The 22,384-nt window shown below is 63.7% G+C and carries 18 protein-coding genes; 7 read left to right on the forward strand and 11 right to left on the reverse strand.

The window, feature by feature from the left end; genetic code table 11:
• The first annotated feature begins 14 nt into the window (after positions 1-14).
• Complete coding sequence (locus tag ACSVIE_RS01015; protein WP_442422744.1) at positions 15-1,376, forward strand: aspartate aminotransferase family protein; 1,362 nt, start codon at positions 15-17, stop codon at positions 1,374-1,376.
• Between the two features lie 97 nt (positions 1,377-1,473).
• Here the strand turns inward: ACSVIE_RS01015 and ACSVIE_RS01020 are convergent, their stop codons facing one another.
• Positions 1,474-1,827, reverse strand: a complete 354-nt coding sequence (locus ACSVIE_RS01020) for a cupin domain-containing protein (RefSeq protein ID WP_426007439.1) — start codon at positions 1,825-1,827, stop codon at positions 1,474-1,476.
• 446 nt (positions 1,828-2,273) lie between these two features.
• On the opposite strand from ACSVIE_RS01020, the gene ACSVIE_RS01025 reads away from it, so the two are divergent.
• A complete protein-coding gene (locus ACSVIE_RS01025) occupies positions 2,274-4,448 on the forward strand; it encodes an amylo-alpha-1,6-glucosidase (RefSeq protein WP_442422745.1) in 2,175 nt (724 codons plus the stop codon).
• A gap of 373 nt (positions 4,449-4,821) precedes the next feature.
• Here ACSVIE_RS01025 and ACSVIE_RS01030 read toward each other — a convergent pair whose 3' ends face one another.
• From ACSVIE_RS01030 to ACSVIE_RS01055, 6 genes are all read right to left on the reverse strand, one after another.
• Positions 4,822-6,537 (reverse strand): thiamine pyrophosphate-binding protein, encoded by a 1,716-nt coding sequence (locus ACSVIE_RS01030; protein WP_426007436.1) that lies wholly within the window; start codon positions 6,535-6,537, stop codon positions 4,822-4,824.
• Positions 6,538-6,649: 112 nt separating this feature from the next.
• A complete protein-coding gene (locus tag ACSVIE_RS01035) occupies positions 6,650-7,612 on the reverse strand; it encodes a LysR family transcriptional regulator (RefSeq protein WP_426007434.1) in 963 nt (320 codons plus the stop codon).
• Between the two features lie 9 nt (positions 7,613-7,621).
• Positions 7,622-9,220 (reverse strand): ATP-dependent acyl-CoA ligase, encoded by a 1,599-nt coding sequence (locus ACSVIE_RS01040; protein WP_442422746.1) that lies wholly within the window; start codon positions 9,218-9,220, stop codon positions 7,622-7,624.
• The gene (locus ACSVIE_RS01045) at positions 9,217-9,534 is read right to left on the reverse strand and encodes a Zn-ribbon domain-containing OB-fold protein (protein ID WP_442422747.1); all 318 of its coding nucleotides are present in this window, start codon (positions 9,532-9,534) and stop codon (positions 9,217-9,219) included. The genes ACSVIE_RS01040 and ACSVIE_RS01045 overlap by 4 nt, the downstream gene beginning before the upstream one ends.
• Positions 9,531-10,670, reverse strand: coding sequence for a thiolase family protein (locus tag ACSVIE_RS01050; protein ID WP_426007430.1), 1,140 nt, complete (start codon positions 10,668-10,670; stop codon positions 9,531-9,533). The genes ACSVIE_RS01045 and ACSVIE_RS01050 overlap by 4 nt, the downstream gene beginning before the upstream one ends.
• 43 nt (positions 10,671-10,713) lie before the next feature.
• Entirely contained in the window at positions 10,714-12,048 is a 1,335-nt protein-coding gene (locus ACSVIE_RS01055) for an MFS transporter (protein WP_426007429.1), read from the reverse strand.
• Positions 12,049-12,384: 336 nt separating this feature from the next.
• On the opposite strand from ACSVIE_RS01055, the gene ACSVIE_RS01060 reads away from it, so the two are divergent.
• Both ACSVIE_RS01060 and ACSVIE_RS01065 read left to right on the forward strand, forming a co-directional pair.
• Positions 12,385-13,200, forward strand: a complete 816-nt coding sequence (locus ACSVIE_RS01060) for a cyclase family protein (protein WP_442422748.1) — start codon at positions 12,385-12,387, stop codon at positions 13,198-13,200.
• 28 nt (positions 13,201-13,228) lie between these two features.
• Entirely contained in the window at positions 13,229-14,041 is an 813-nt protein-coding gene (locus ACSVIE_RS01065) for an MBL fold metallo-hydrolase (protein WP_442422749.1), read from the forward strand.
• A 109-nt stretch (positions 14,042-14,150) separates the two neighbouring features.
• Here the strand turns inward: ACSVIE_RS01065 and ACSVIE_RS01070 are convergent, their stop codons facing one another.
• Both ACSVIE_RS01070 and ppsA read right to left on the reverse strand, forming a co-directional pair.
• A complete protein-coding gene (locus ACSVIE_RS01070; RefSeq protein WP_426007427.1) occupies positions 14,151-14,993 on the reverse strand; it encodes a pyruvate, water dikinase regulatory protein in 843 nt (280 codons plus the stop codon).
• Positions 14,994-17,396, reverse strand: a complete 2,403-nt coding sequence (gene ppsA, locus ACSVIE_RS01075; RefSeq protein ID WP_442422750.1) for a phosphoenolpyruvate synthase — start codon at positions 17,394-17,396, stop codon at positions 14,994-14,996.
• Between the two features lie 232 nt (positions 17,397-17,628).
• Between ppsA and ACSVIE_RS01080 the strand changes: the two genes are divergently transcribed.
• The 3 genes from ACSVIE_RS01080 to ACSVIE_RS01090 all read left to right on the forward strand — a co-directional run bounded on the left by ACSVIE_RS01080 (position 17,629) and on the right by ACSVIE_RS01090 (position 21,090).
• On the forward strand, positions 17,629-18,669 hold the full coding sequence (locus ACSVIE_RS01080) for a TIGR03885 family FMN-dependent LLM class oxidoreductase (RefSeq protein ID WP_426007424.1): 1,041 nt from the start codon (positions 17,629-17,631) through the stop codon (positions 18,667-18,669).
• The gene (locus ACSVIE_RS01085; protein WP_442422751.1) at positions 18,666-20,360 is read left to right on the forward strand and encodes an alpha-amylase family protein; all 1,695 of its coding nucleotides are present in this window, start codon (positions 18,666-18,668) and stop codon (positions 20,358-20,360) included. Before ACSVIE_RS01080 ends, ACSVIE_RS01085 begins: the two co-directional genes overlap by 4 nt.
• A 97-nt stretch (positions 20,361-20,457) precedes the next feature.
• Positions 20,458-21,090 (forward strand): nucleoside/nucleotide kinase family protein, encoded by a 633-nt coding sequence (locus ACSVIE_RS01090; RefSeq protein ID WP_442422752.1) that lies wholly within the window; start codon positions 20,458-20,460, stop codon positions 21,088-21,090.
• 38 nt (positions 21,091-21,128) lie between these two features.
• Here ACSVIE_RS01090 and ACSVIE_RS01095 read toward each other — a convergent pair whose 3' ends face one another.
• Together ACSVIE_RS01095 and ACSVIE_RS01100 are read right to left on the reverse strand one after the other, a co-directional pair.
• Positions 21,129-22,163: an AAA family ATPase gene (locus ACSVIE_RS01095; RefSeq protein WP_442422753.1), complete on the reverse strand. Its 1,035-nt coding sequence runs from the start codon at positions 22,161-22,163 to the stop codon at positions 21,129-21,131.
• A gap of 57 nt (positions 22,164-22,220) precedes the next feature.
• Positions 22,221-22,382, reverse strand: coding sequence for a hypothetical protein (locus ACSVIE_RS01100; RefSeq protein WP_442422754.1), 162 nt, complete (start codon positions 22,380-22,382; stop codon positions 22,221-22,223).
• Between the last annotated feature and the right edge of the window lie 2 nt (positions 22,383-22,384).

The following is a 22,384-nucleotide window of genomic DNA, read 5'->3' on the forward strand; positions in this document are numbered from 1 at the left end:
TTCAAGGAGACACCATGAGCACCGCCGCAAAAGCCATTCGTCAACCATCGCAATCCATGGTCAATGGCTTCGATCCCGCCCGGCTCAATGAACTTCCCGAACCGTTGCAGAAGAACATTCGACGCCGCGACCGCAGCCTGGGTCCCGGCTACCGGCTCTTCTACGACGAACCACTGGAGATCGTGCGCGGAAAAGGCGTGACTTTGTTCGACAGGGACGGCAATGAGTACCTCGACGTTTACAACAACGTCCCGTCCGTCGGCCACTCCCACCCCCGTGTCATCGAAGCCGTGCACCAGCAGATGCAGACCTTGAACACCAATACCCGCTACATCCAGGAGCCCATCCTCGAGTACTCCGAACAGCTCCTCTCTACGTTCCCTGCCGAACTTGGCCATGTCATGTTCACCTGCACGGGATCCGAAGCCAACGATTTGGCCATGCGGGTGGCAAAATATGTGACCGGCAACCAGGGCATCATCGTCACCGCCGGCGCGTACCACGGGCTCACCGCGGAGGTGTCGTCATTTTCACCATCGTTGGGTGTCGGCGTTCCCCTGGGCCCAAACGTCCGGGTCATTGATGCGCCGGACGCCCTGCGATACTCCTCCGACACAGTCTCCCTGGAGGATCACCTGCGCGAGCAGGTCCGCAGTGCCATTGCGGACCTCCACCGGCATGGCATTGGTGTAGCAGCTTTCATCGCAGACAGCATCTTCTCTTCGGACGGCGTTTACGCCGGCCCGACCGGCTTCCTCCGTCCGATAGTGGAGGAAATCCACGCGGCGGGCGGGTTGTACATCGCCGACGAAGTGCAGCCGGGTTTTGGCCGCACCGGTGAGGAATGGTGGGGCTTCCAACGCCACGGAATCATCCCGGACATCGTCACCATCGGCAAGCCGATGGGTAACGGCATCCCGGTAGCGGCTGCGATCTTCAAGCCCGAACTCCTCGTGGACTTTGGCAAGAACATCCGCTACTTCAATACTTTCGGTGGAAACTCAGTAGCCATCGCCGCGGCTCAGGCAGTCCTGGACGTCATTCGCGAGGAATCACTCCTCCCGAACGCCCTTGAGGTCGGCAACAAGATCGTCTCTGAACTAAAGGCATTCTCCCAGGACGTGGAACAAGTCGCGGAAGTCCGCGGAAGCGGCCTCTTCATCGGAGTTGATCTGGTCACTGATCGGTCAACGCTCTCCCCCAACGGGAGTGCAGCAACGGAAATTGTGAATTCCCTGCGACGGGATCGGATCCTCATCTCCGCGTGCGGCGCCCAGGGGAACGTCCTGAAACTCCGCCCGCCGATGCCGTTCTCCAGCAATGACGCCGATCGGCTCCTGGAAGGTATGGAGAAGGCTTTCACGACTTTGAGGTAGGCCTCCGCCACTGATGATCCCCTCCAGCGCCAGAACCCACGGATACAGACACAACGGCCCGGCTCCTTTGCGGAGCCGGGCCGTGTGTTTGGCGCAGTCAGGCGGGAAGATCCGCCACAACCCACATCTTGCGAAGAGTCTCGTGGATGGTCCAAGTACCGGTCCATCCAGCCGGCGTCACAAACAGCGACCCCGGACCCACGTCGAAACTCGTGCCGTCTTCCTCGGTGATGGTGGCCGTGCCACTCAGAATCTGGCAAATCTCGTCATAGCCAGGCCGGGTGCTGGTTGATACACCTGGAGTGGCCTCCCAGATTCCTGTTTTGAGGCCTTCGCGAGCCCAAAGCCGCAGCGAGACTTCGGTCTGTCCGGGCGTAATCGAGGTGGGCTTGGGAGTGTGTTCTCCCGGGTTGACGGTGTTTGCGTTGCTCATGACGGTGGCCTTGACCATGCCGCTCCTTCCGGGCGCTTTGCCCTGATAAACCGTGCCCGCCGTCGTTGGAAAGGCACTATCCCATCCTAGCAATTGTCAACAATTGACGATAGCCTTGAGCATGGCTTTTTTCGATTCTCCCAGCGCCCGAAGCCGGCGAACCGCGCTTTGGACCTCGCTGGAACCGGGCGATAACGTACTGCTCCGCATGCACGGCTTTGTTCATCTTCGAGGCACTGTGGATGACCGCACCGAGGACGGATCCACTATTTGGGTTGTGGACCGGCTTGGGGATCGGCGCTTGTTCCACATTGATGATGATTTTGAGCTTGACCTGGCCCCCGCGCCAGGTCCCTTCCGGCCCTAGCGGAGGGATCCGCGCAGGAGTAGCGTCTGGATGAGATACCGCACCCCACCGCGGACATCTCCCTGATGTTTGCGGCACTCCCCGGGAGGTAAGACCAATGGCGGGATGGAACGCTGACACTGCAGCGGGACCGCTTGGGCCGGGAACCGTCACCTTGGTGGAAGGTACGTCTTTCTGCATCTCCTTGCCTAATGGCGACATCCAGGCTGATCATCCGCACGGCCTCTTCTTTCAGGACACCCGCGTGCTCTCCGAATGGCGTCTCACCGTCAATGGGCAGCGACTTGAGCCGCTCACAGCGCAGGTCCCGGAGCCTCACCGGGCGGTGTTCGCTGCCCGGGTTACCCGCGCAGAAGGATACGCCGACAGTCCCCTCGTGGTAGAGCGCATCCGCGAGCTCGGTTTTGGCATCGCGGAGCACATCACGGTGCACAACCACTCGACCGAGCCTGTGGAATGCCGGGTGATGGTGGAGGCCTCCGCCGACTTCGCTGATGTCTTTGAAGTCAAAGAAGCGCGCGTTCAGAGGCAGTGGTCCGGGAGCCGGCATGTTCATGCCACAGGACTCAGCATCAGCGCCGAGTGGCAGCAAGTCCGGAAGTCCGTCGTCGTGAGCTCAGACGCCGCCACGGCGGCGCCCGAAGGCTTGCACGCCACCGTGACTATTCCGCCAAGAGGGTGTTGGAGCGCCACCTTGGAGGTAAGGCCGGAGGACAGCAACAGGCCCGGGGAACCTCGCCCGGACCAGGGCGGTCTGTCCCCCAGCGACCGGCGCAGGCAGGAATGGGTAGCGAGAATCCCCATCCTTCGCATGGGAAACCACGGCATCGAGCGGACGCTTCGGCGCAGCTATGACGATTTGGGTGCCCTGCGCATTGAAGACCCGGCCCACCCGGAACGGGTGGTGGTGGCCGCAGGCGCGCCGTGGTTCATGACCCTCTTCGGCAGGGACTCATTGTGGGCTTCGGAGATGGCGATGCCGGTTGACCCCTCCCTGGCACTGGGCACGCTCAAGACATTGGCGGGCCGCCAAGGAACCCGGGTCGATCCCGTGACGGAGGAAGAACCCGGGAAGATTCTCCATGAAGTCAGACTGGATGTTTCCAGCAACCTCGCGCTTGGCGGAAAGTCCACGTATTACGGGAGCGTCGATGCAACTCCATTGTTCGTCGTGGTGCTGGGATCTGTCAGCCGTTGGGGATTCGCCAAGGAGACCATTGCCGAGCTCCTGCCGCACGCCGACCGGGCCCTCGAATGGATCCGTGATTACGGAGACAGGGACGGAGACGGTTTTGTGGAGTACCAGCGCCTGAATCCGGAGGGGTTGATCAACCAGGGATGGAAGGATTCATGGGACGGGATCAACTTCGCGGACGGAACCCCGGCCGAACCGCCCATCGCGCTTTGTGAAGTTCAGGCTTATGTCTACGACGCGTATATGGCGCGGGCCTGGATGGCGTACGACGCCGGCGACGCACCTTTGGCTTCGGACCTCGCCCGGCGCGCCGCTGACCTGAAAGCCAGGTTCAACGAGCAGTTCTGGATGCCCGACCGCGGCTATTACGCCATTGCACTGGATGGCAAGAAGCGTCAGGTGGATGCATGTGCATCCAACATGGGCCACTGCCTTTGGGTGGGTTTGGTGGACGACGACAAGGCACCAAAAGTCGTCGAACGGCTGATGTCGCCCGAGATGTTCAGCGGCTGGGGCGTTCGGACCCTGGCGACGGACATGGGTGCCTACAATCCCGCCAGCTACCACAACGGCTCGGTATGGCCCCACGACAACGCCGTCATCGCTGCAGGGTTAATGCGATATGGCTTCATCGACGAGGCACAGCGCATCGCTACTTCCCTGTTTGAGGCAGCCGACTATTCAGGCGGACGCCTACCTGAACTTTTCTGCGGCTTCAGCCGGGACAAGTACGGCGAACCGGTTCCCTACCCGACCGCCTGCTCGCCGCAGGCCTGGGCTGCAACCACCCCCATCCAACTGATCACCAGTCTCATGCGCTACGACGCGCATGTCTCGCGCGGCGGATTCTGGATGGATCCGCACCTCCCACCTTCCTTCGGCGATCTGCACATCACCAACGCCCCTCTGGCCGGGGGACGAATGACGATCGACATCACCGAGTCCGTTCCCGAAGTACGGGGGCTGCCCGAAGGCATGATGTTCCACCAAGGACACCGCCCGTGGCTGGCTGAGCTGGTGGAGCAGGCAGGTCGCATGAACAACGGGACGGCCGGAATCCTTAGAGCGCGGAAATGACGGCACCAGCAGTGCCTCCACTGGGCGCACCGGAGCGAAGAATCCACAGAACGGGCGCTCCGCCGCGGGCAGGCATTACCTCGCCCTTGGCGATCAACCGGGTGCCCAAAGGATCCCCTGCTATCGACCACCAACCCGACACGGGGCAATAATGCCCCGTGCGTGAGGTCTCCGCACGTACAACATGCGTCCCCGCCGCAGGCCTTTTCTTCATGACTTACCCTTCTTCTCCGGACTCAGGGAGCCCTGCTTACTGATGTCAGTTCAGCATAGCAATTGTCAACAATTGACGATAGACATGAAAGGAAAGAAGAAGCACGACGGCGGGTTCCCGGCACGTGCAGGCCGGGAACCCGCCGTCGTGCAAACGGCGCTAGTGCCCCTTGAACGCCTCAGCCAGCCACCAGGAACCGCCGTCCGAGGCAATCCGCGCATCGATGACCAGCGGCACATCCCGCGATCCGGCCAACCAGGCCTCCACCGCTCCAAGGTCTGCCACATTCTTCACCGTCACTGCGGCGGCTCCGTAGCCCCGTGCAATGGCGGCGATATCGGTGGCGGGAAAGCGGACGATCTCCAGTTCCTCGTCGCTGACGTCGAAGTGGTGCACCTCCGCGCCGTAGCTGGAATCGTTGTACACGATTGCGACGAGCGGGATCCGTTCACGCACCAGCGTTTCGAGCTCAGCAATTGACATAAGGAATCCACCGTCGCCGGCACCAAGGACCGGAAGCCGGTCCGGCCTGGCTTTGGCGGCACCGATGGCCGTGTACAAGCCCAGGCCAATCGACTGGAATGCCTGCGTGAAGCAAAAACCGAACTCATCCGGAACGGAAAGATAGGCGCTGGGGTACCCCATGAAGTTTCCCGAGTCGATGGAAACAATACGTTCCGCGGGCAAAATGCGGTCGAGTTCGCGGCTCAGCACTCTCGGATCGATGGCTTGGGCGGTGGAAAGATCCTCAGTTTGCTCACTGTTCCAGCGGGCATGCTTTGCGATCTCGGCTGCGAATTCTGGCGTGCGGAGTCCAGTGGCCCCGTGCCCCCATTCCTGCAGGAGCGCCTGAACGGCTTTGGCGGTTTCGGCACTGTCACCGAGGACCCCAAGGTCGATCGGCCGGTTGGCCCCCAGGGCTGCGTCCTCCACATCCACCTGGACCACCTTGGCGTCGGCGCCGATCAAAGATCCATGGCGCATGGTCCACATGTTCAGCGCGCAGCCCCAACCGACGATCAAATCTGCCTCGGAGATCGTTTTGGCCGTGAAGGGGGACGAAAAGCCTCCGGAGATTCCGAGGCTGAACGGATCACCTTGGAACAGCCCGTGCGCGACGGCGGAGGTCGCCACCAAGGCGCCCGCCGTCCCGGCCAAGGCGGCAATCTCCGCTCCGGCGCCCCTGCCGCCGCGGCCTGCAACAAAAACCGGCCGTTCGGCGTTGCGGATGAGATCGGCCAACGCTGCCACGGCCGCCGGCGCGGGAGCAAACCTCTGGGAAGCGGCAAGTGACGCGGGTGGAACTGCACTGCCGGCGACCGGCGCGGCCTGGATGTCGGTGGGCAATGAAAGCACCACGGTCCGGCGCTCGTTGACGGCCTTGCGGTACGCCCGCACGGTATCGGCGACGGCACTTGCGGACGAATGGATTCGTTCAGCCACCGCCCCTACGCTGCGGGCCAGCGCATCCTGGTCAATCTTGAAGTTTGACCCAACAGCGGCGGCGGCCGTATCCGCTGTCACCACGATCATGGGCGTCCGGCTTTTGGCGGCTTCGCCGATTCCCGTGATGGCATTGGTCAGCCCACAGCCCTGGTGTGTGGACACAACCCCTACCGTGCCCGACATCCGGCCAAAGGCGTCGGCCATGGTGGCAGCTCCTCCCTCATGGCGGGCGGCGGTATAGGGAACGCCCGCTTTGCGGAGCGCATTGGTCACGGCGAAGTTCCCACTGCCGACCACCCCGAAAACGTGTCCTACGCCAAGGCGCGCGAGGGTGAATCCCACAAGTTCACTGACGTTGCGGGGCTCCAGTGCGGAGAGGTCCCCCGCCGGCTGGCCGGAGGCCGTAAGCCTGTTGGTGGTCACGGTCATGGGTTTTCTCCTTCTAACAGGCTGGGAAAGGCAGGGACGCACGGGCGCCGTGCGTCTGTGCCGTCGCTGAATGATATTGACTTCTTTTTGCGATCGTCAATGGATCGAGATATTAAGACGGCGGGCGGCCTTGCCAGGAGTCGACAAGATCCTGTTTGATCTCAGCCCCTACTTCCTGCAGCTTTTGGGCCAGCAGTTGGGCACTGAGGGCGATGGGCCGGTCCGCATGGAACATCAGTCCTACCTGTTGTGCCAGCCCTGGCAGCCGGAGGTCCAGCATCCGCAGGCCCTCCTCGGCTGCGGCCATGGACTCCGGCATCAGGGCGAGGAAACCCGCTTCCGCCACCAGCGTCCGCAGGGTGGCCGGTGTGGATGATTCCACTCGCTGGTAGGGAGTATCGAGCCCGGCATTCCGGAAGTTCTCCTCCAACTCGTCCCTCAAGGGCGTATTGGCAAGTGGCAGGACCCAGGGGTAGCCCACCAGGTCCTGCAAGGCAGGGTCCTGCAGCGCATGCGCCGGATGGGAGGGTGCAGCCACCACCCGGAAGTCCTCCCGGTAGAGGGGCACAAGCCGCAGCCGCGAAGTACTGGGGTGGTCAGTCACACGACCCACCAACAGGTCCAGGTCCCCGTTGCCGATTTCCTGGATGAGGGTCTCGGGCGGTGCTTCCCGCAACCGGACCTCCACCTTCGGCCTTTCCACGGTGAACCGGGCTATGGCCCGGGGAATCAGGAGGTTCGCCCCGGTGACATGTGCCCCTATCCGCACCAGGCCGACATTGGGATCGGTGAGTTCATCCACCCTGCGGCGAAGCGTCTCAAGGTGGCCCACCACGGCTTGCGCATGGTCAAGGTAGGCCAGACCGGCGGGCGTCGGCACCATCCGCCGCCCGGTCCGCTCGAACAAGGCAGCCCCAATAGCCCGCTCAGCTTCCCCGAGTGCGCGGCTGAGTGCCGGCTGGGTGAGGAACAGCTCTTCGGCGGCCCGCACCAGGCTGCCGTGTTCGGCGATGGCAAGCACGATCACCAGATGACGCAACTTCACGTGTGTGGTCAACAGCCCCCGAAGGTCCATCCACTCATCCTAGGTGCGGGCTCCCGCTGCGGTCTTGTGGCGCGGAAGGGCGACATCGCGGTCCCAGTCGGCGGCTTCCCGACCTGCTGCTTTGAGGACGTGTTTACGTACCTTGCCATTCTCTGTTTGCGGAAGCTCCTGCATTACCCGCACGAAGCGGGGTATCGCAAAGGACGCCAGACGCGGACGGCAAAACTCGGTCAGCTCGGCAAAATCCAGCGGCGAGCGCAGGGTAAGGGCCGCCATCACTTCATCTTCACCCAACTCCGAATCCACGGCGTAGACGGCTGCTTCCTGAACGGCTGGATGTTGGCGCAGGACGTGCTCCACTTCCATGGAGGAGATATTCTCGCCGCGGCGGCGGATGACGTCCTTGATCCGGTCCACGAACCGCACCCATCCGTCATCGTCGATCACTACCCGGTCCCCGCTGTGGAACCAGAGGTCCTGCCAGGCGTTGGTGGTGGCGTCGGGCATCGCATGATAGCCCGTCGCTACAGCATGGGGCTGGTCGCTCCTGATGAGCAGTTCCCCCGCCACGCCAGGCGGAACCGGAACTCCGTCCGTGTCGACCACCCGGATTGTGAAACCCGGGCGGACCTTGCCCATGTACCCCGCACGCCACTGGTCTGGTGTCGATCCAATGACGGAGTTTGTCTCGGTCGACCCATAACCATCCAGGAGCTGGACACCAAACCTGGTGTTGAAGGGCTCCACGAGCCGGGCGGGGGTGGCCGGGGACAGCGCCAAGCGGATCCTGTGACCACGGTCCCCGGGCGAGGGCTCCTTGCCTGCAAGAATTCCCACCATGGCACCCAGGAGATAGGTGACCGTCGCCCCGGCGGAGGCTGCATCCATCCAGAACCGGGAGGCTGAAAAGCGCGGACCAAGGACGTACTCCCCGCCACATTCAACGGCTTGCATGAAGGCGTTCAGGGCGTTGGTGTGGAACAGCGGCAAGCACGTATAGAGGACGTCGTCCGGGCGCAAGCCAAGTTGGTCAGTCATGTTGGCCGCCCACCAATAGAACTGCCCCTGCGGGCACAGGACACCCTTGGAAACCCCCGTAGTTCCAGAGGTGTAGAGAATGGCGGCGGTAGCCGCTGGAGCGGCATCCACCGGCTCCACGGGCTTCCCCGGCGCGGGAAGGGGTTGCACCTTGAAGGAGGCCCCGCGATCGATGCCGGGGCCATCAATGACCCAGGCCGTTTCCAAGGCTCCCGGAGCAACGGCAGCCAGGTGCGGCAGATACCCGGACTCCGTCACTACCAACCGGGCTTGCGAATTCTCCAGCACGTGCCGCAACTGTTCCCCTCGGCTTGCTGTGTTGACCGGAACGGCGACGGCACCGATCCAGGCGCATCCGAGGATCAGGTCAAGGAGTTCCGGCCTGTTGGAGGACATCAGCGCCACCGCCTGCCCCCGCTCGATGCCCGCATCGACCAGCATGCCGGCGGCTTCGGCGACAGCCTGCACCATCGTCTGGCTGTCGCGGGCCACGTCGCCGCATCGGAAAAGGGGGGCGTCCGGGGCATTCCGGGCCCGTTCCAGGAGCATCTCCGGGATGGTCAGCGGACGTTGCCGCCGCGTGGACATGGTGAAGGTCATCGGTGTTCCTCGTTAGCGTCAATGGTTGGTGGAATATACGCGTGGACGCCCGGTGTGGCATCACTGCTGTTGGTGAGCGGCACGGTCTGTCCAGGTGATACGCCGGAACCGGTGAGTCGGGCAATCAGCCGCGGGCCGCCGTCGGGACTTACTGTGGCAATCACGACGCCGTTGGACAGTGTGGTGGTTGTCTCCACCGTTGCTTTGGCTACTGCAACGTCGGAGAAGCTGTCGCCCCCGCATTCGGGACAGAACAACCGGTTCGGGAAGAGGCGGGCGGCACAACTGAGGCATTCCTGGATCACGGCGCTCACAGGGCACGCTCCAGGACGGTCATGGTGGCGCAGGCGCCGTGGCGGTACAGAACCATGCCGTAACCGCTGACCACCGCGTGGCGTGCTTGGACCTGACGGCGGCCTGCGGTGCCTCTGAGTTGCCTTGCCGCCTCCACGAGCCCGTGCATCCCGCCTGAAGCTCCGGCCTGCCCGGCAGAGAGCTGGCCACCGGAGGTATTGAGCGGGAGTTCGCGGGTAGCGATGCGGCGCTTGATGAAAGTGGAGGGGTCTTCATCCGCAGGAAGCACTCCGAGATCGGCCAGTTGGGCAACTACCATCGCGGGGTAATCGTCGTAGGCACTGACAAGGTCCACGTCCTCCGGCCCGATCCCCGACTCTTCCCAGCCCAGGGCAGCAATGCCCCGAAGTCCGGTGGACAGCCCGTCACCGGCCTGTTGATCGGAGTTGTAGGAAGCGCGCGCAGAGATGACTTTTGCGCGGGGCGTGCCGCCACCTGGATCGGCAACGAGGACCACTGCGTCGGCTCCCGTCACGGGCGGCACACAGTCGTAGCGTCCCAGCGGCTCAGCGACGAGCGGTGCGTTGAGGTAGTCGTCCATGGAGAGGACGCCCCTGTAAACGGCGCCCGGGTTGAGTCCGGCCCACTCGCGCTGGGCCACGGCGATGCGGCCATAGTCTTCCCGGGTGAGCCCCAGGGCCTCCATCTGCCGTGTGGTGAGCATGGCGAACAGGGCATTCGGACCGCTCATGGGCAGCGGCGACAAATGGTCCCGCGTCGCGCTGTTGTAGTTGGCAACCAGTTTGGAGAACGCCGGCCCGTCCATGAGGTCGCCGGCAGCGAGGACAATGACCCTGGCATCCCCTGCTTGGATCGCACGCACTGCGTGCTGGAGCAGTCCACCGGCGCTCGCGCCGCCGTTCGTATCCTGCATCAGCCAGGTCAGCCTGAGGCCCATCCTCCATGCCAGATCGACGGCGTGATCAGGACCGAGCGTGAAGCTGGCAACGCCAAAACCGTCAACGTCCGCCGGGGTGAGGCCCGCTTCCGCCAGGGCTTCCCGGACTGCGTTTGCGATGACCCGGGACGTCGTCGTCCCTGGTTGCGGATGGCGGGTATAGGTGGATTGACCCGTTCCGATGATGGAGACCGTCATATCGGTCCTTTCAAAGTGGATGGAAAGCCGAAGCCGGCTGCCTCTAGGAGACGCGCTCGGGCGTCGTACGGTCACTGTGGTTCCGGCCGACGGTTCCCCGCCGCGGCCCGCAGGCCAGGACCGCAACAAGGGTTACCGCCACCAGCCCGATGACATACAGGGAAACCGGGACGGACGAGCCGAAGTTCAGCAACAGCGCCGTTGCGATCAGGGGCGCGAGTCCGCCGGCGAAGACGGCTGCGACTTCATGCGCGATCGCCATCCCCGAGTAGCGGACTTCGGCGGAGAACAGTTCATGGAAGAACGCCGGCTGGGTACCAATCATGGCGCCATGGCAGACACCGTTGGCAAGGAGGAAGGCAAGGATCACCACAGCAGGAGTGTTGGCGTCGATCATGGCGAAGAACGGGAATGCCATCAGCCCCATCCCCACGGCGCCCATGGCGTACACGACGCGGCGTCCAATGAGGTCGGAGAGGTAGCCGAAGAAAATGTACGTTCCGAAGGAAGCCAGCATTGACACCGCAACGGCCAGCAGCAGGAGTCCCTTGTCCACTCCCACATGAACGCCGTAGACGATGGAGAAGGACAGGAAAATGTAGGACCCGCCGTTCTCGGCGACGCGTAGGCCCATGGCAATGAGGATCTCGCGGGGATGGGCACGCAAGGCCTGGATGGCTGCCAGCTTGTGCTGCGGATGGCTTTGGCGGGCTTCATTGAACTCCTGGGACTCCGGCAGTTTGAAGCGGATGTACGCACCAACGCCAAGCAGCAGGACACTGACCAGGAACGGCAGGCGCCAGCCCCACGCCAGGAACTCCGGTTCCGGCATCAGTTGGACCAGGAAGAAGGCCAGGGAGGACAAGACGAACCCCAAAGAGATCCCGCCTTGGCTGAAGGCCGAGAGCATGCCGCGCCGTGAGTCGTTGGAATTCTCACTGATCAACAGGACACCACCGCCCCATTCACCGCCTGCTGCTATGCCCTGCATGATCCGCAGGAGGATCAGGAGCGCCGGAGCGAGCAGCCCTACCTGGGCGTACGTGGGAAGCAGACCCATGAGCGCGGTGCTGACGCCCATGATCGACAAGGTCAGGACAAGGGAACGCCTGCGTCCGAGCCGGTCACCTATATGGCCAAAGATGACGCCACCCAGTGGCCGGGCGGCAAACCCCACGGCGAAGCCGGCGAACGCTGCCATGGTGCCCACCAGCGGGTCGGTGTCCGCCGGGAAGAACAGCCGCCCGAACACCACGGCCGACGCCGTGGCATACAGGAAAAAGTCGTACCACTCGAGTGCGTTCCCCACCAGGGAGGCAACAACGTAGCGGTGGACCCTGGGGCGCAATCCCTGGGGAGGGACGTGAAGATCGGACATTGTCTGCTCCTTGATGGCTGAAAACTGAAAGGGGTCCCGGGAAGGACCTGTGGCCGCGGACCGGACTGCTGTAAAAAGCGACGGTGCATTTCACGGTTGGCCGCCCGCTGTGATGCGGATTACGTCTTGTTCCTTCAGTCTCCCCCGCCTGGTCCAACGCCGTCGAATGCCTATACCGGCAGGGCCTATGCAGGTTCCGGTAAGGCAGTCACTTCTTCGGCGGAGACCGTTCCAGAGCGTGCGGCGCAGTGCTAACGTCGCGTCCATTGGTTTCGGCGCAGTTTCTCCGGGCACCAACCGGGCCACCCACTGCACCACCTATTTGGAGGAACTTCCATGAAATCCAGCAATGCCAACACCACAGCTACGGGCGCCGCGGCCCGGTTCATCGCTGACCTCGGCGCGGGCCGCATCTCGGTCATCGACCTCACGACCCCTCTGTCCGCAGATACCCCGACCCTGGAACTGCCCTCCCCTTTTGCCAACCTCATTGACTTCTCCCTGGAGGAAGTGTCCGCCTACAACGAACCGGGCCCGTATTGGAAGCACCACAACATCCATACCGGTGAGCACATCGGTACGCACTTGGATGCACCCATCCACTGGACAACAGGACGGGAAGGCAAAGATGTGTCCAGGATCGAACCGGCCCGGCTGGTGGGTCCTGCCGCGGTATTGGACATCACTGCTGAAGCCGGGGACGACAGCGATTTCCTGGTGGACATCAATCACCTTCACGCCTGGGAAGCCGAACACGGCGCACTGCCCCATGGGGGCTGGCTCCTGATCCGCAGCGGCTGGGAACACCGCTCGGGCACGCGGCAGGAATTCCTGAACAACGACGCCCAAGGACTGCCCCACTCCCCCGGGCTGACCGGGGAATGTGCCCGATGGATTGCTGAAGAGAGCGGCCTTTCCGGAATCGGGGTGGAGACCGTGGGCATTGACGCCGGCATCGCTGCGGGACAGCAGCCCCCGTTTCCCGCCCACCATTTCCTGCTGGGCAACGACAAGTACGGCATCACGTCCCTGCGGAACCTGGGAAAGCTTCCGCCCGTGGGCGCCGCTTTGATCGTGGCACCGTTACCGATTGTCGGCGGCACGGGAAGTCCCGCCCGCGTATTCGCAGTGCTTGACGTTCCCGCCCAGTAGCATGGGTCCCACCAACGGAAGGGGCCCCATGCTGATCTGTGCAACCTGTGCCGTGGAGCGGGACGAACCTCTGCCGGATCTTTGTCCGATCTGCACGGATGAACGCCAGTACGTTCCAGAGGATGGACAGCGGTGGCTCACCCTGGACGGGTTATCCGGCGAAGGCCACAAAGTCACCACGACAGAGAACGAGCCCGGGCTGTTCGGCCTCAGTACCGGGCCCAAAGTGGGGATCGGGCAAACCGCCCAACTGGTGGTAACGCCGGCCGGGTCGCTGCTCTGGGATCCGGTGGGGTTCGTTGACGATGCCGCCGTGGAAGCTGTTCTTGCGCAGGGGCCCGTGCTGGCGATCGCTGCCAGCCATCCCCACATGTTCGGTGTGCAGGTGGAGTGGTCACACCGCCTGGGGAACGTCCCCGTCCTCGTCTCCGAGGCAGACCGGCAGTGGTTGGGACGGCACGATCCTGCCATCCAGACCTGGTCCGGCAGCAAGACCATCACCGAAGGGCTCACCCTGCACCAAACCGGTGGCCACTTTCCCGGCAGCGCCGTGGCGCACTGGGCAGCCGGCGCAGAAGGCGAAGGGGTGCTGCTGACCGGCGACAGCGTGTTTCCGAACCCGGACCGCACTTCTGTTGCGTTCATGCGCAGCTATCCCAACCGTTTGCCGCTGTCCGGTGCCGTGGCGCTGCGGATCGCAGCCCAGCTTGGTACGTTGCAGTTCAACCGCATCTACGGCAACTTCAACAATGTCATCGCTGACAGAGCCAGGGACGTGCTGCAGGCCTCTGCTGAACGGCACGCCGCATGGTGCCGTGGAGACTTTGACCACTTGACGTAAGTCCCTGTGGGGCTGGCCGAAACCGGAGGTCTTATCCTGCCCCAAGCTGACGGAAGGGTACGACGGCGGGCGGCCACCCGCCGTCGTACCCTTCCGTTATGCGGGCCCGTCAGTGGTGCAGTTGCATGCGTTGCAGGACTGTGGCGGAAATTTCCTCCACGGACATGGAGGCGGAGTTTACGTACGGGATGTTGTTGGCCCGGTACATGTCCTCGGCATTGCGAAGCTCGAAGGTGCACTGGGCCATGGAGGCGTAGGCGCTTCCGGGACGGCGCTCCTGGCGGATCTGGCTCAGCCGTACCGGCTGGGAGGTGAGGCCGAAGCACTTTTTCGCGAACGGCAGCAACGGCTTGGGAAGCGTCATGCTCTCGAAATCTTCCTCGACCAAGGGAAAGTTCGCAGCCAGGATGCCGTGCTGGAGGGCCAGGTACATGGTGGTCGGGGTCTTGCCGCAGCGTGAGGGTGCGATCAGGATCAACTCGGCGCGTTCCAGCGCCCGGAGGGACTGGCCGTCATCGTGTTCGATCGCGTATTCGACCGCTGCCATGCGCGACTGGTACCGCACCTGGTCCCCCACACCGTGCGCTTGGCCCGGCAGGCCGTTGGCCGGGGAGCCGAGCGCCTGCTCCAGCTGGCCGATGTGGGCACCGAACAGGTCGAAGAAGTGCCCGGAGCTCTGGGCAAGAACGGCACGCACGTCCGGGCTGACGGTGGTGGAGAAGACCAGCGGCCGGGGCCCCGTGGCAGCCACCCGGTTGATGGCAGCCACAACATCGCGTGCCTGGTCGACCGTGGTGATGAACGGAATACTCCGGCGCTCCAGCCGGTGGGACGGGAACTGCGTCAGCAGGGTGTTGCCGAGGGTCTCAGCGGTGATGCCCGTGCTGTCGGAAAGGAAGAACACCGTGGGGGCCGGCTGGGCGCCCGCCCCCACGGCATGCCGGTCTGCCATTTAGACAGCCGCGCGGCTGCCGGACCGGGCCAACCGCAGCCAGGTTTCGGTCACGGCATCGGGATTCAGCGATATAGAGCTGATTCCCTGTGCCAGGAGCCATTCGGCAAAGTCCGGGTGGTCGCTGGGTCCCTGGCCGCAGATCCCGACGTACCGGCCCTTGGCCCGGCATGCGGAGATGGCCATCTCGAGCAGCTTGGTCACAGCGGGGTTCCGCTCGTCGAAACCGTCTGCAACCAGTGCGGAGTCGCGGTCCAGTCCCAGGGTCAGCTGGGTCAGGTCGTTGGAACCGATCGAGAAACCGTCAAAGTACTCCAGGAACTCGTCAGCGAGCAACGCATTGGCCGGGAGCTCGCACATCATCACAATTTCCAACCCGTTGTCGCCGCGACGCAGCCCATTCTCCGCCAGCAGGTCGATGACACCGCGTGCCTCGTCCAGGGTCCGCACAAACGGAACCATGAGCTTGATATTGGTCAGGCCCATCTCGTTGCGCACGTATTTCAGGGCTTCACATTCGAGTTCGAAGGCCTTCCGGAAGGACCCGGACAGGTACCTGGACGCACCCCGGTAGCCGATCATCGGGTTCTCTTCTTCAGGTTCGAACGCCGGGCCGCCGATCAGGTTGGCGTACTCGTTGGACTTGAAGTCGGACAACCGGATGATGACCGGCTCCGGCGCGAACGCGGCAGCGATCGTTGAGATGCCCTCAGCCAGCCGGCGGATGTAGTAATCGCGGGGACCGTCGTAGGCGGCGGTCTTCTCCCTGATCTGGCGCACCGTGAAGTCGTCCAGGCCGGCCGGACGCTCCACTTCACCGTTGACGGCCAGCAGCGCATTCGGGTGGATACCGATCTGGCGGTTGATGATGAACTCAAGCCGCGCCAGGCCCACACCATGGTGCGGGAGGCGGGCGAAGCTGAAAGCCTGCTCCGGAGTGCCGACGTTCATCATGATCTTTACCGGCGCTTCCGGCATGGTCTCGAGGCTGGTCTCCTGCAGCGTGTACTCCAGTAGTCCCTCGTACACGAGTCCGGCTTCACCCTCCGCGCAGGAGACCGTCACCGGGGTGCCGTCCTTGAGGATCTGAGACGCGTAGCCAGTGCCAACGACCGCAGGGATCCCCAGTTCCCGGGCAATGATCGCGGCGTGGCAGGTCCGTCCGCCACGGTCAGTGACGATCGCAGCGGCCTTCTTCATGATCGGTTCCCAGTCCGGGTCCGTCATGTTCGCCACCAGGACATCGCCCTCCTGGAAGGACGCCATCTGGTCAATCGAGGACAACACCCTCACCTGGCCGGCGCCGATCCGCTGGCCGATGGCACGGCCCTCAACCAGCACCGTGGAGCGCTCGGCGAGCTTGTAGCGCGAAACTGAACCGGCGGCCTTCCGGGACTCGACCGTTTCCGGGCGGGCCTGCAGGATGTACAGTTCCCCGTCCACCCCGTCCTTGCCCCATTCAATGTCCATGGGACGGCCATAGTGCGCCTCAATGGCCAGCGCATGCCGGGCCAACTGCTCCACTTCGGCATCGGACAAGCTGAAACGCTGCCGCAGTTCGGGGGCCACGGGGACGAAATCCACGGTCCGGCCCACTTCCTGGGAGTCGGTGTAAACCATCTGGATAGCCTTCTCGCCAAGGCCCCTCTTCAAGACGGCGGGACGCCCGGCGGCCAGGCCCGGCTTGTGGACATAGAACTCATCCGGGTTGACTGCCCCCTGGACCACGGCCTCGCCCAGTCCATAGGAAGAGGTAATGAACACAGCGTCCTGGAACCCCGTTTCGGTGTCCATCGTAAACATCACGCCTGAGGCGCCGATGTCCGAACGCACCATCCGCTGCACGCCAGCGGACAGGGCCACCTCGGAATGCGTGAAGCCGTGGTGCACGCGGTAGGCAATGGCACGGTCGTTGTAAAGCGAAGCAAAAACATCCTTGATCGCCACCAGGATGTTCTCGATTCCACGGATATTCAGGAACGTCTCCTGCTGCCCGGCGAACGAAGCGTCCGGCAGATCCTCGGCCGTGGCGCTGGAACGCACGGCCCACGAAACCTCCCCGCCATGTTCCTGCGTCAAGCGGGTGTACGCGGCGCGGATTTCTTCTTCGAAGCCGGCCGGGAACGGAGTTTCACGGATCGCGTCACGGATCTGCTGGCCAACCCGGGCCAAAGCGGCCACGTCGCCGCTGTCCAGGCCTTCCAGCATGGATTCGATCCGGCCGTCCAGACCGGACTCGCTCAGGAACCGCCGATACGCATCGGCCGTCGTCGCAAAACCGTCCGGAACCTTCACGCCCGCCGAGGCGAGGCTGCGGACCATTTCGCCGAGGGAAGCATTCTTGCCGCCAACCTGGTCAAGGTCGGACAGGCCAAGATCAGAAAACCAGAGAACGTCAGTCATAAATGGTGTCCTTCGTTGGGCACGCGCTGACAAGCGCTGAAAAATAGGGTGATGCAAGACTGGTCGTATCGGCCGGAAAGAAGCAAACAGATGTGACCAGCGCAACTTAACGCAGCCGTCATGTTGCGCCATGACTTGTTGAATGCCCCTGCGCCCCGTACAAGCACCCGGGAACAATCGCGCAACCGGCAAACCCTCGACACAGCGCGGTGGGTGACGATAGAGATTAACGATGGTAACCGTCGGCTTTCACGCATCGCATGAACAGATCAGTCCCGGCCAATTGCTCAAGGACGTCCAGCACGCCGAACGTGCCGGTTTCGACGCCGCCATGTGCTCGGACCACATCGAGCCGTGGTCCTCACGCCAAGGACACTCCGGTTTTGCCTGGTCCTGGCTGGGGGCGGCACTGGCTTCCACGGGCCTGCGGTTCGGGGTGGTAACCGCGCCCGGGCAGAGGTACCACCCCGCCATCATCGCGCACGCTTCCGCAACTCTGGCCAGCATGTTCCCCGGCCGCTTCTGGTTCGCACCCGGCAGCGGTGAAAATATGAACGAACACATTACGGGTGACCCATGGCCACCCAAGGACATCCGGCAAGCCAGGCTGGAAGAGTGCGTGGAGGTCATCCGCCGGCTCCACCGCGGAGAGGAAGTCACCCACCGGGGGCTGGTGTCCGTGGAGCAGGCAAGGATCTGGGATGTTCCCGACTCCCCGCCGCCGTTGATCGCACCCGCCATCAGCGTGGACACGGCCCGTAGGGCCGCCGCATGGGCGGACGGCCTGATCACCGTGAACCAGCCCGCTTCCAAGCTGCGGGAGATGCTGGCGGCGTACCGGGACAGCGGCGGCCAGGGGAAAGCGGTACTGCAGGTGCACCTGTCCTGGGCTCCAAAAGAGACGGAAGCAGCCGCACTCGCCCTCGACCAGTGGCGAACCAACACGTTCGCGCCGCCCATTCCGTGGGACCTCCCCACAGCGGCGCACTTCGACGGCACGGCAGAGCACGTGGGTGAAGAGCAGGTCCGCAGCGCGGTCAACGTCTCCGCGAGCCCAGGGCAACACGCGGAGTGGCTGGCCCGATACGTGGAGTTGGGCTTCGACGAACTGTACCTGCATTTCGTAGGCCAGGAGCAGGCGCCCTTCATCGAGGCGTTCGGCTCCGATGTCCTGCCGCAGCTGCGCGGCCGCGGAAGCGATACCGGCGCAACCGCCTCTGAACCGCAGCAGGCCACGGCAGCTGCCCAACCGGCGTCGGGCATTGAGCCATGAAGACTGCCCAAACGTCCGATCTGTGGTGGAAGAACGCCGTCATCTACTGCCTGGACGTGGAGACCTTCCATGACCACGACGGCGACGGCACCGGAGACTTCGCCGGTCTGGCGCAGCGGGTGGACTACCTCGCCGCGCTCGGTGTGACCTGCATCTGGCTGATGCCGTTCTACCCGTCCCCGGACCGCGACGACGGCTACGACGTCACCGATTTTTTCGGCGTCGACCCCCGGCTGGGCACGCTCGGGGACCTCGTGGAGTTCATCCGCGCGGCCAAGGACCGGGGCATGCGGGTCATTGCGGACTTTGTAGTGAACCACACCTCGGACCAACACCCCTGGTTCGTCGAGGCACGGAAGTCGGTTGACAACCCATACCGCGACTTCTATGTGTGGCGGCAGGACACTCCCCCGGACACGTCCTCGGAGGTCGTGTTCCCAGGGGAAGAGAACTCGCTGTGGACGCAGGATGAGGGCACCGGTGAGTGGTACCTCCACATGTTTGCCAAGCACCAGCCGGACCTTAACGTCACCAATCCGCGGGTCCGGGAGCAGATCGCGAAGGCGATGGGGCTGTGGCTGGAACTGGGCCTGGACGGTTTCCGGCTCGATGCCGTGCCCTTCTTCCTGGAGACACGGGGACAGCCCAAGGACGAAGCAGCGACCATCGATCCACATGGTTACCTGTCGGCACTCCGAAGCTTCGTCAGCAGGCGCAACGGCAGCGCCGTGCTGTTGGGAGAAGTGAACCTGCCCTACAAGGAACAACTTGAATACTTCGGCGGACCGGAGGGCAACGAGCTGAACATGCAGTTCGACTTCATGTCCATGCAGCACCTCTACCTGTCATTGGCCCGGCAGGATGCCCGTCCGCTGGCGGAGAACCTCAAGAGCCGGCCGGCCATCCATCCGGACAACCAGTGGGCGATGTTCGTCCGCAATCATGACGAACTCACCCTCGACAAACTCAGTGAGGGTGAGCGGCAGGAAGTCTTCCAGGCATTCGGGCCTCGGAAAAACATGCAGATCTACGGCCGGGGACTGCGCCGCCGGCTTCCGCCAATGCTCGGCGGTGACCAGGATCGGCTGCGGATGGTGTATTCGCTGATGTTCTCATTGCCCGGGACGCCCGTGCTTTTCTACGGCGAAGAGATCGGCATGGGAGAAGACCTGCGGCAAAGAAGCCGCGCCGCGGTGCGCACGCCGATGCAATGGAACAGCGAAAAGAACGGCGGATTCTCCACTGCCAAAAGCTCGGAGCTGGTGGCTCCGCCGGTGCGCGGCGAGTACGGACCGGACCGGGTCAATGCGGCCGCCGGCAAACGTGACCCTGATTCTCTATTCACATTCATGGCCGCGCTGATTGCACGTTACCGGGAGTCACCCGAACTGGGTTGGGGCCAGTTCGCAGTGATCGAACAAGACGAACCTTCCGTGCTCGCCCACTCGCTGACCGCCGACGGCGGAATGCTGGTCCTGCTGCACAACTTCGGTGAGGCTCCGGTGAAGGTACGTGGACGGATTGGGCCGGAGGACGGTCCGCGGCAGGCCTACCGGGGAGCTGTGCTGCTTGACCTGCTCGACGGCGGCAACGCGCCGTTGGATCCGGACGGCAGCTTCTCGGTTGACGTGGGAAGATACGGCTATAGCTGGTTCCGGGTCCACCGCAGGGGCGACCGACTGGCGCCGTAGGACTGCCGCTGGTCTGAGGACGAGCTTGGCGATGATGCGATGACCGGAGGGCTCAGGTTCCCGGCAACAGCCGGCCCGCCGGGCAGGAAAGGAAACAGTGCAACCCGAACTTCCAGGCGACGCCGCGGCGCTGGCACAGCGGCTGCGCGAAGGAACCGCCTCCGGACATCGCCGGATCATTGGACTGGTGGGCCCTCCCGGCGCAGGAAAGTCCACCCTTGCCGGGCTTCTGAGCAAGGAGCTCGGTGACGCGAGTGCGGTGGTGCCCATGGATGGTTTCCACTTGGCGAATGCCATCATTGACGGCACACCGCTCCGGGAGAGGAAAGGGGCCATTGACACCTTTGATGCCGGAGGATACCTGTCGCTCCTGGATCGGCTCCGCCGCAACGACGAAGACGTCGTATACGCACCTGCGTACCGGCGGGGCCTCGAAGAGCCGGTAGCAGCCTCCATCCCGGTGTTTCGGAGCGTGACCCATGTCCTCACGGAAGGCAACTACCTCCTCGCTCGGGAAGGCCAGTGGAGCAGGATCCGGGGCTTGCTGGACGAAGTCTGGTTTGTTGAAACTCCCCCGGCCCTCCGCATCCCCCGCCTCATCCAGCGCCACATGGCCTCGGGGATGGAACAGGCCGCAGCCGAAGCCTGGGCACACGGTCCCGACGAAACCAACGCCCACTACGTCGAAGGCACCAAGGCCTTGGCGGACGTGGTCATCAAGTGGTCATGAACAGACCGGGGCACTGCCCCATCCCGTGACAAGACACGTCACGCCAGCCAGCGCCACCAGCGTGGCCGTTCCGGTTCCGGGGTTATGTCCGGCTCCGGCTCCTCACCCAGGGCAAGTGCGGCCTCGACGAGGTCAGTGGCCGTGAGGGTGGTGAGGGGCTCACGCTCGAGGGAATCGAGGCTTTGATCTTCATCCCGCGACAACCGCAACGCCTGGCGGTTGAGCGCCTGTTCGAACAGCGTCCGGGCGAATCGTGCGTTGCCGGAGTCTTCGCCTGCGTGGAGCCCTGCAAGGATGCGGCGCAGCATATGGTCAGCATCGGCATCCAGCGTGTACTCATGCTGGGCAAGCATCCGGTGGAAGATCGTTTGGAGTTCATCCACCGAGTAATCGGGGAAAGTGATCTCGCGGGAGAAACGCGAGCGCAGTCCAGGGTTGGAAAGCAGGAAGGCTTCCATCAGGCGCGGGTACCCCGCCACGATCACGACAAGCCGGTGCCGGTGGTCCTCCATCCGTTTGAGCAGGACTTCGATCGCCTCGGGACCGAAGTCCATCCTTCCGTCCTCCGGGGCCAATGCATAGGCCTCGTCGATAAACAGCACCCCGTCCAGCGCACGCCGGATGACCCTGTCGGTTTTGATGGCGGTCGCTCCGACGTACTGCCCCACCAGGCCTGAACGGTCGACCTCCACCAAGTGGCCTTTTTGCAGCAAACCGACTGCGCGGTACATCTCGGCCAGGAGCCGCGCAACGGTGGTCTTGCCTGTTCCCGGGTTTCCGAGGAACACCAGATGTTGGGATGTGGCTACTTCCGGGAGGCCATGTGCCTTGCGACGGGCCTGGACCTGGAGCAAAGCGACGAGCGCCCGCACCTGTTCCTTCACGGTCTCCAGGCCCACCAGGGCATCGAGCTCGGCCTGGACCTCGGACAACGGCCTGGCCGGCTGGGGCCTGGCACCAACGAGTTCACCGACCAGGTCGTCAACGCGTTCCGAACCTGGCAGCTTCAACTGGTTAGCCAGATGGCCTATGGTTTCACGCAGCTCATCAAGCGGATTGCGGCCGGCAGCCATGTATCAACTGTAGTACCCGCGTCCCGCCAATGACCGGAAACCGCCAGACACCCATGTTTAAGGCTGCGTGCGGCCTGGCCCGGGTTGGCGGGCTGCCTCTGTTTCGTCAGGATCGTCCACCGGCGACGCGGCCGCTTCCGGCGCATCGTGAACTTTCTTCGGGATCTTGCCCTCAACGTCCGCGGGAACCGGAGGGTCTTTTTCTTCGTCAGTCGACATGG

Source organism: Paenarthrobacter sp. NCHU4564, assembly GCF_052156435.1.
GTDB lineage: Bacteria > Actinomycetota > Actinomycetes > Actinomycetales > Micrococcaceae > Arthrobacter.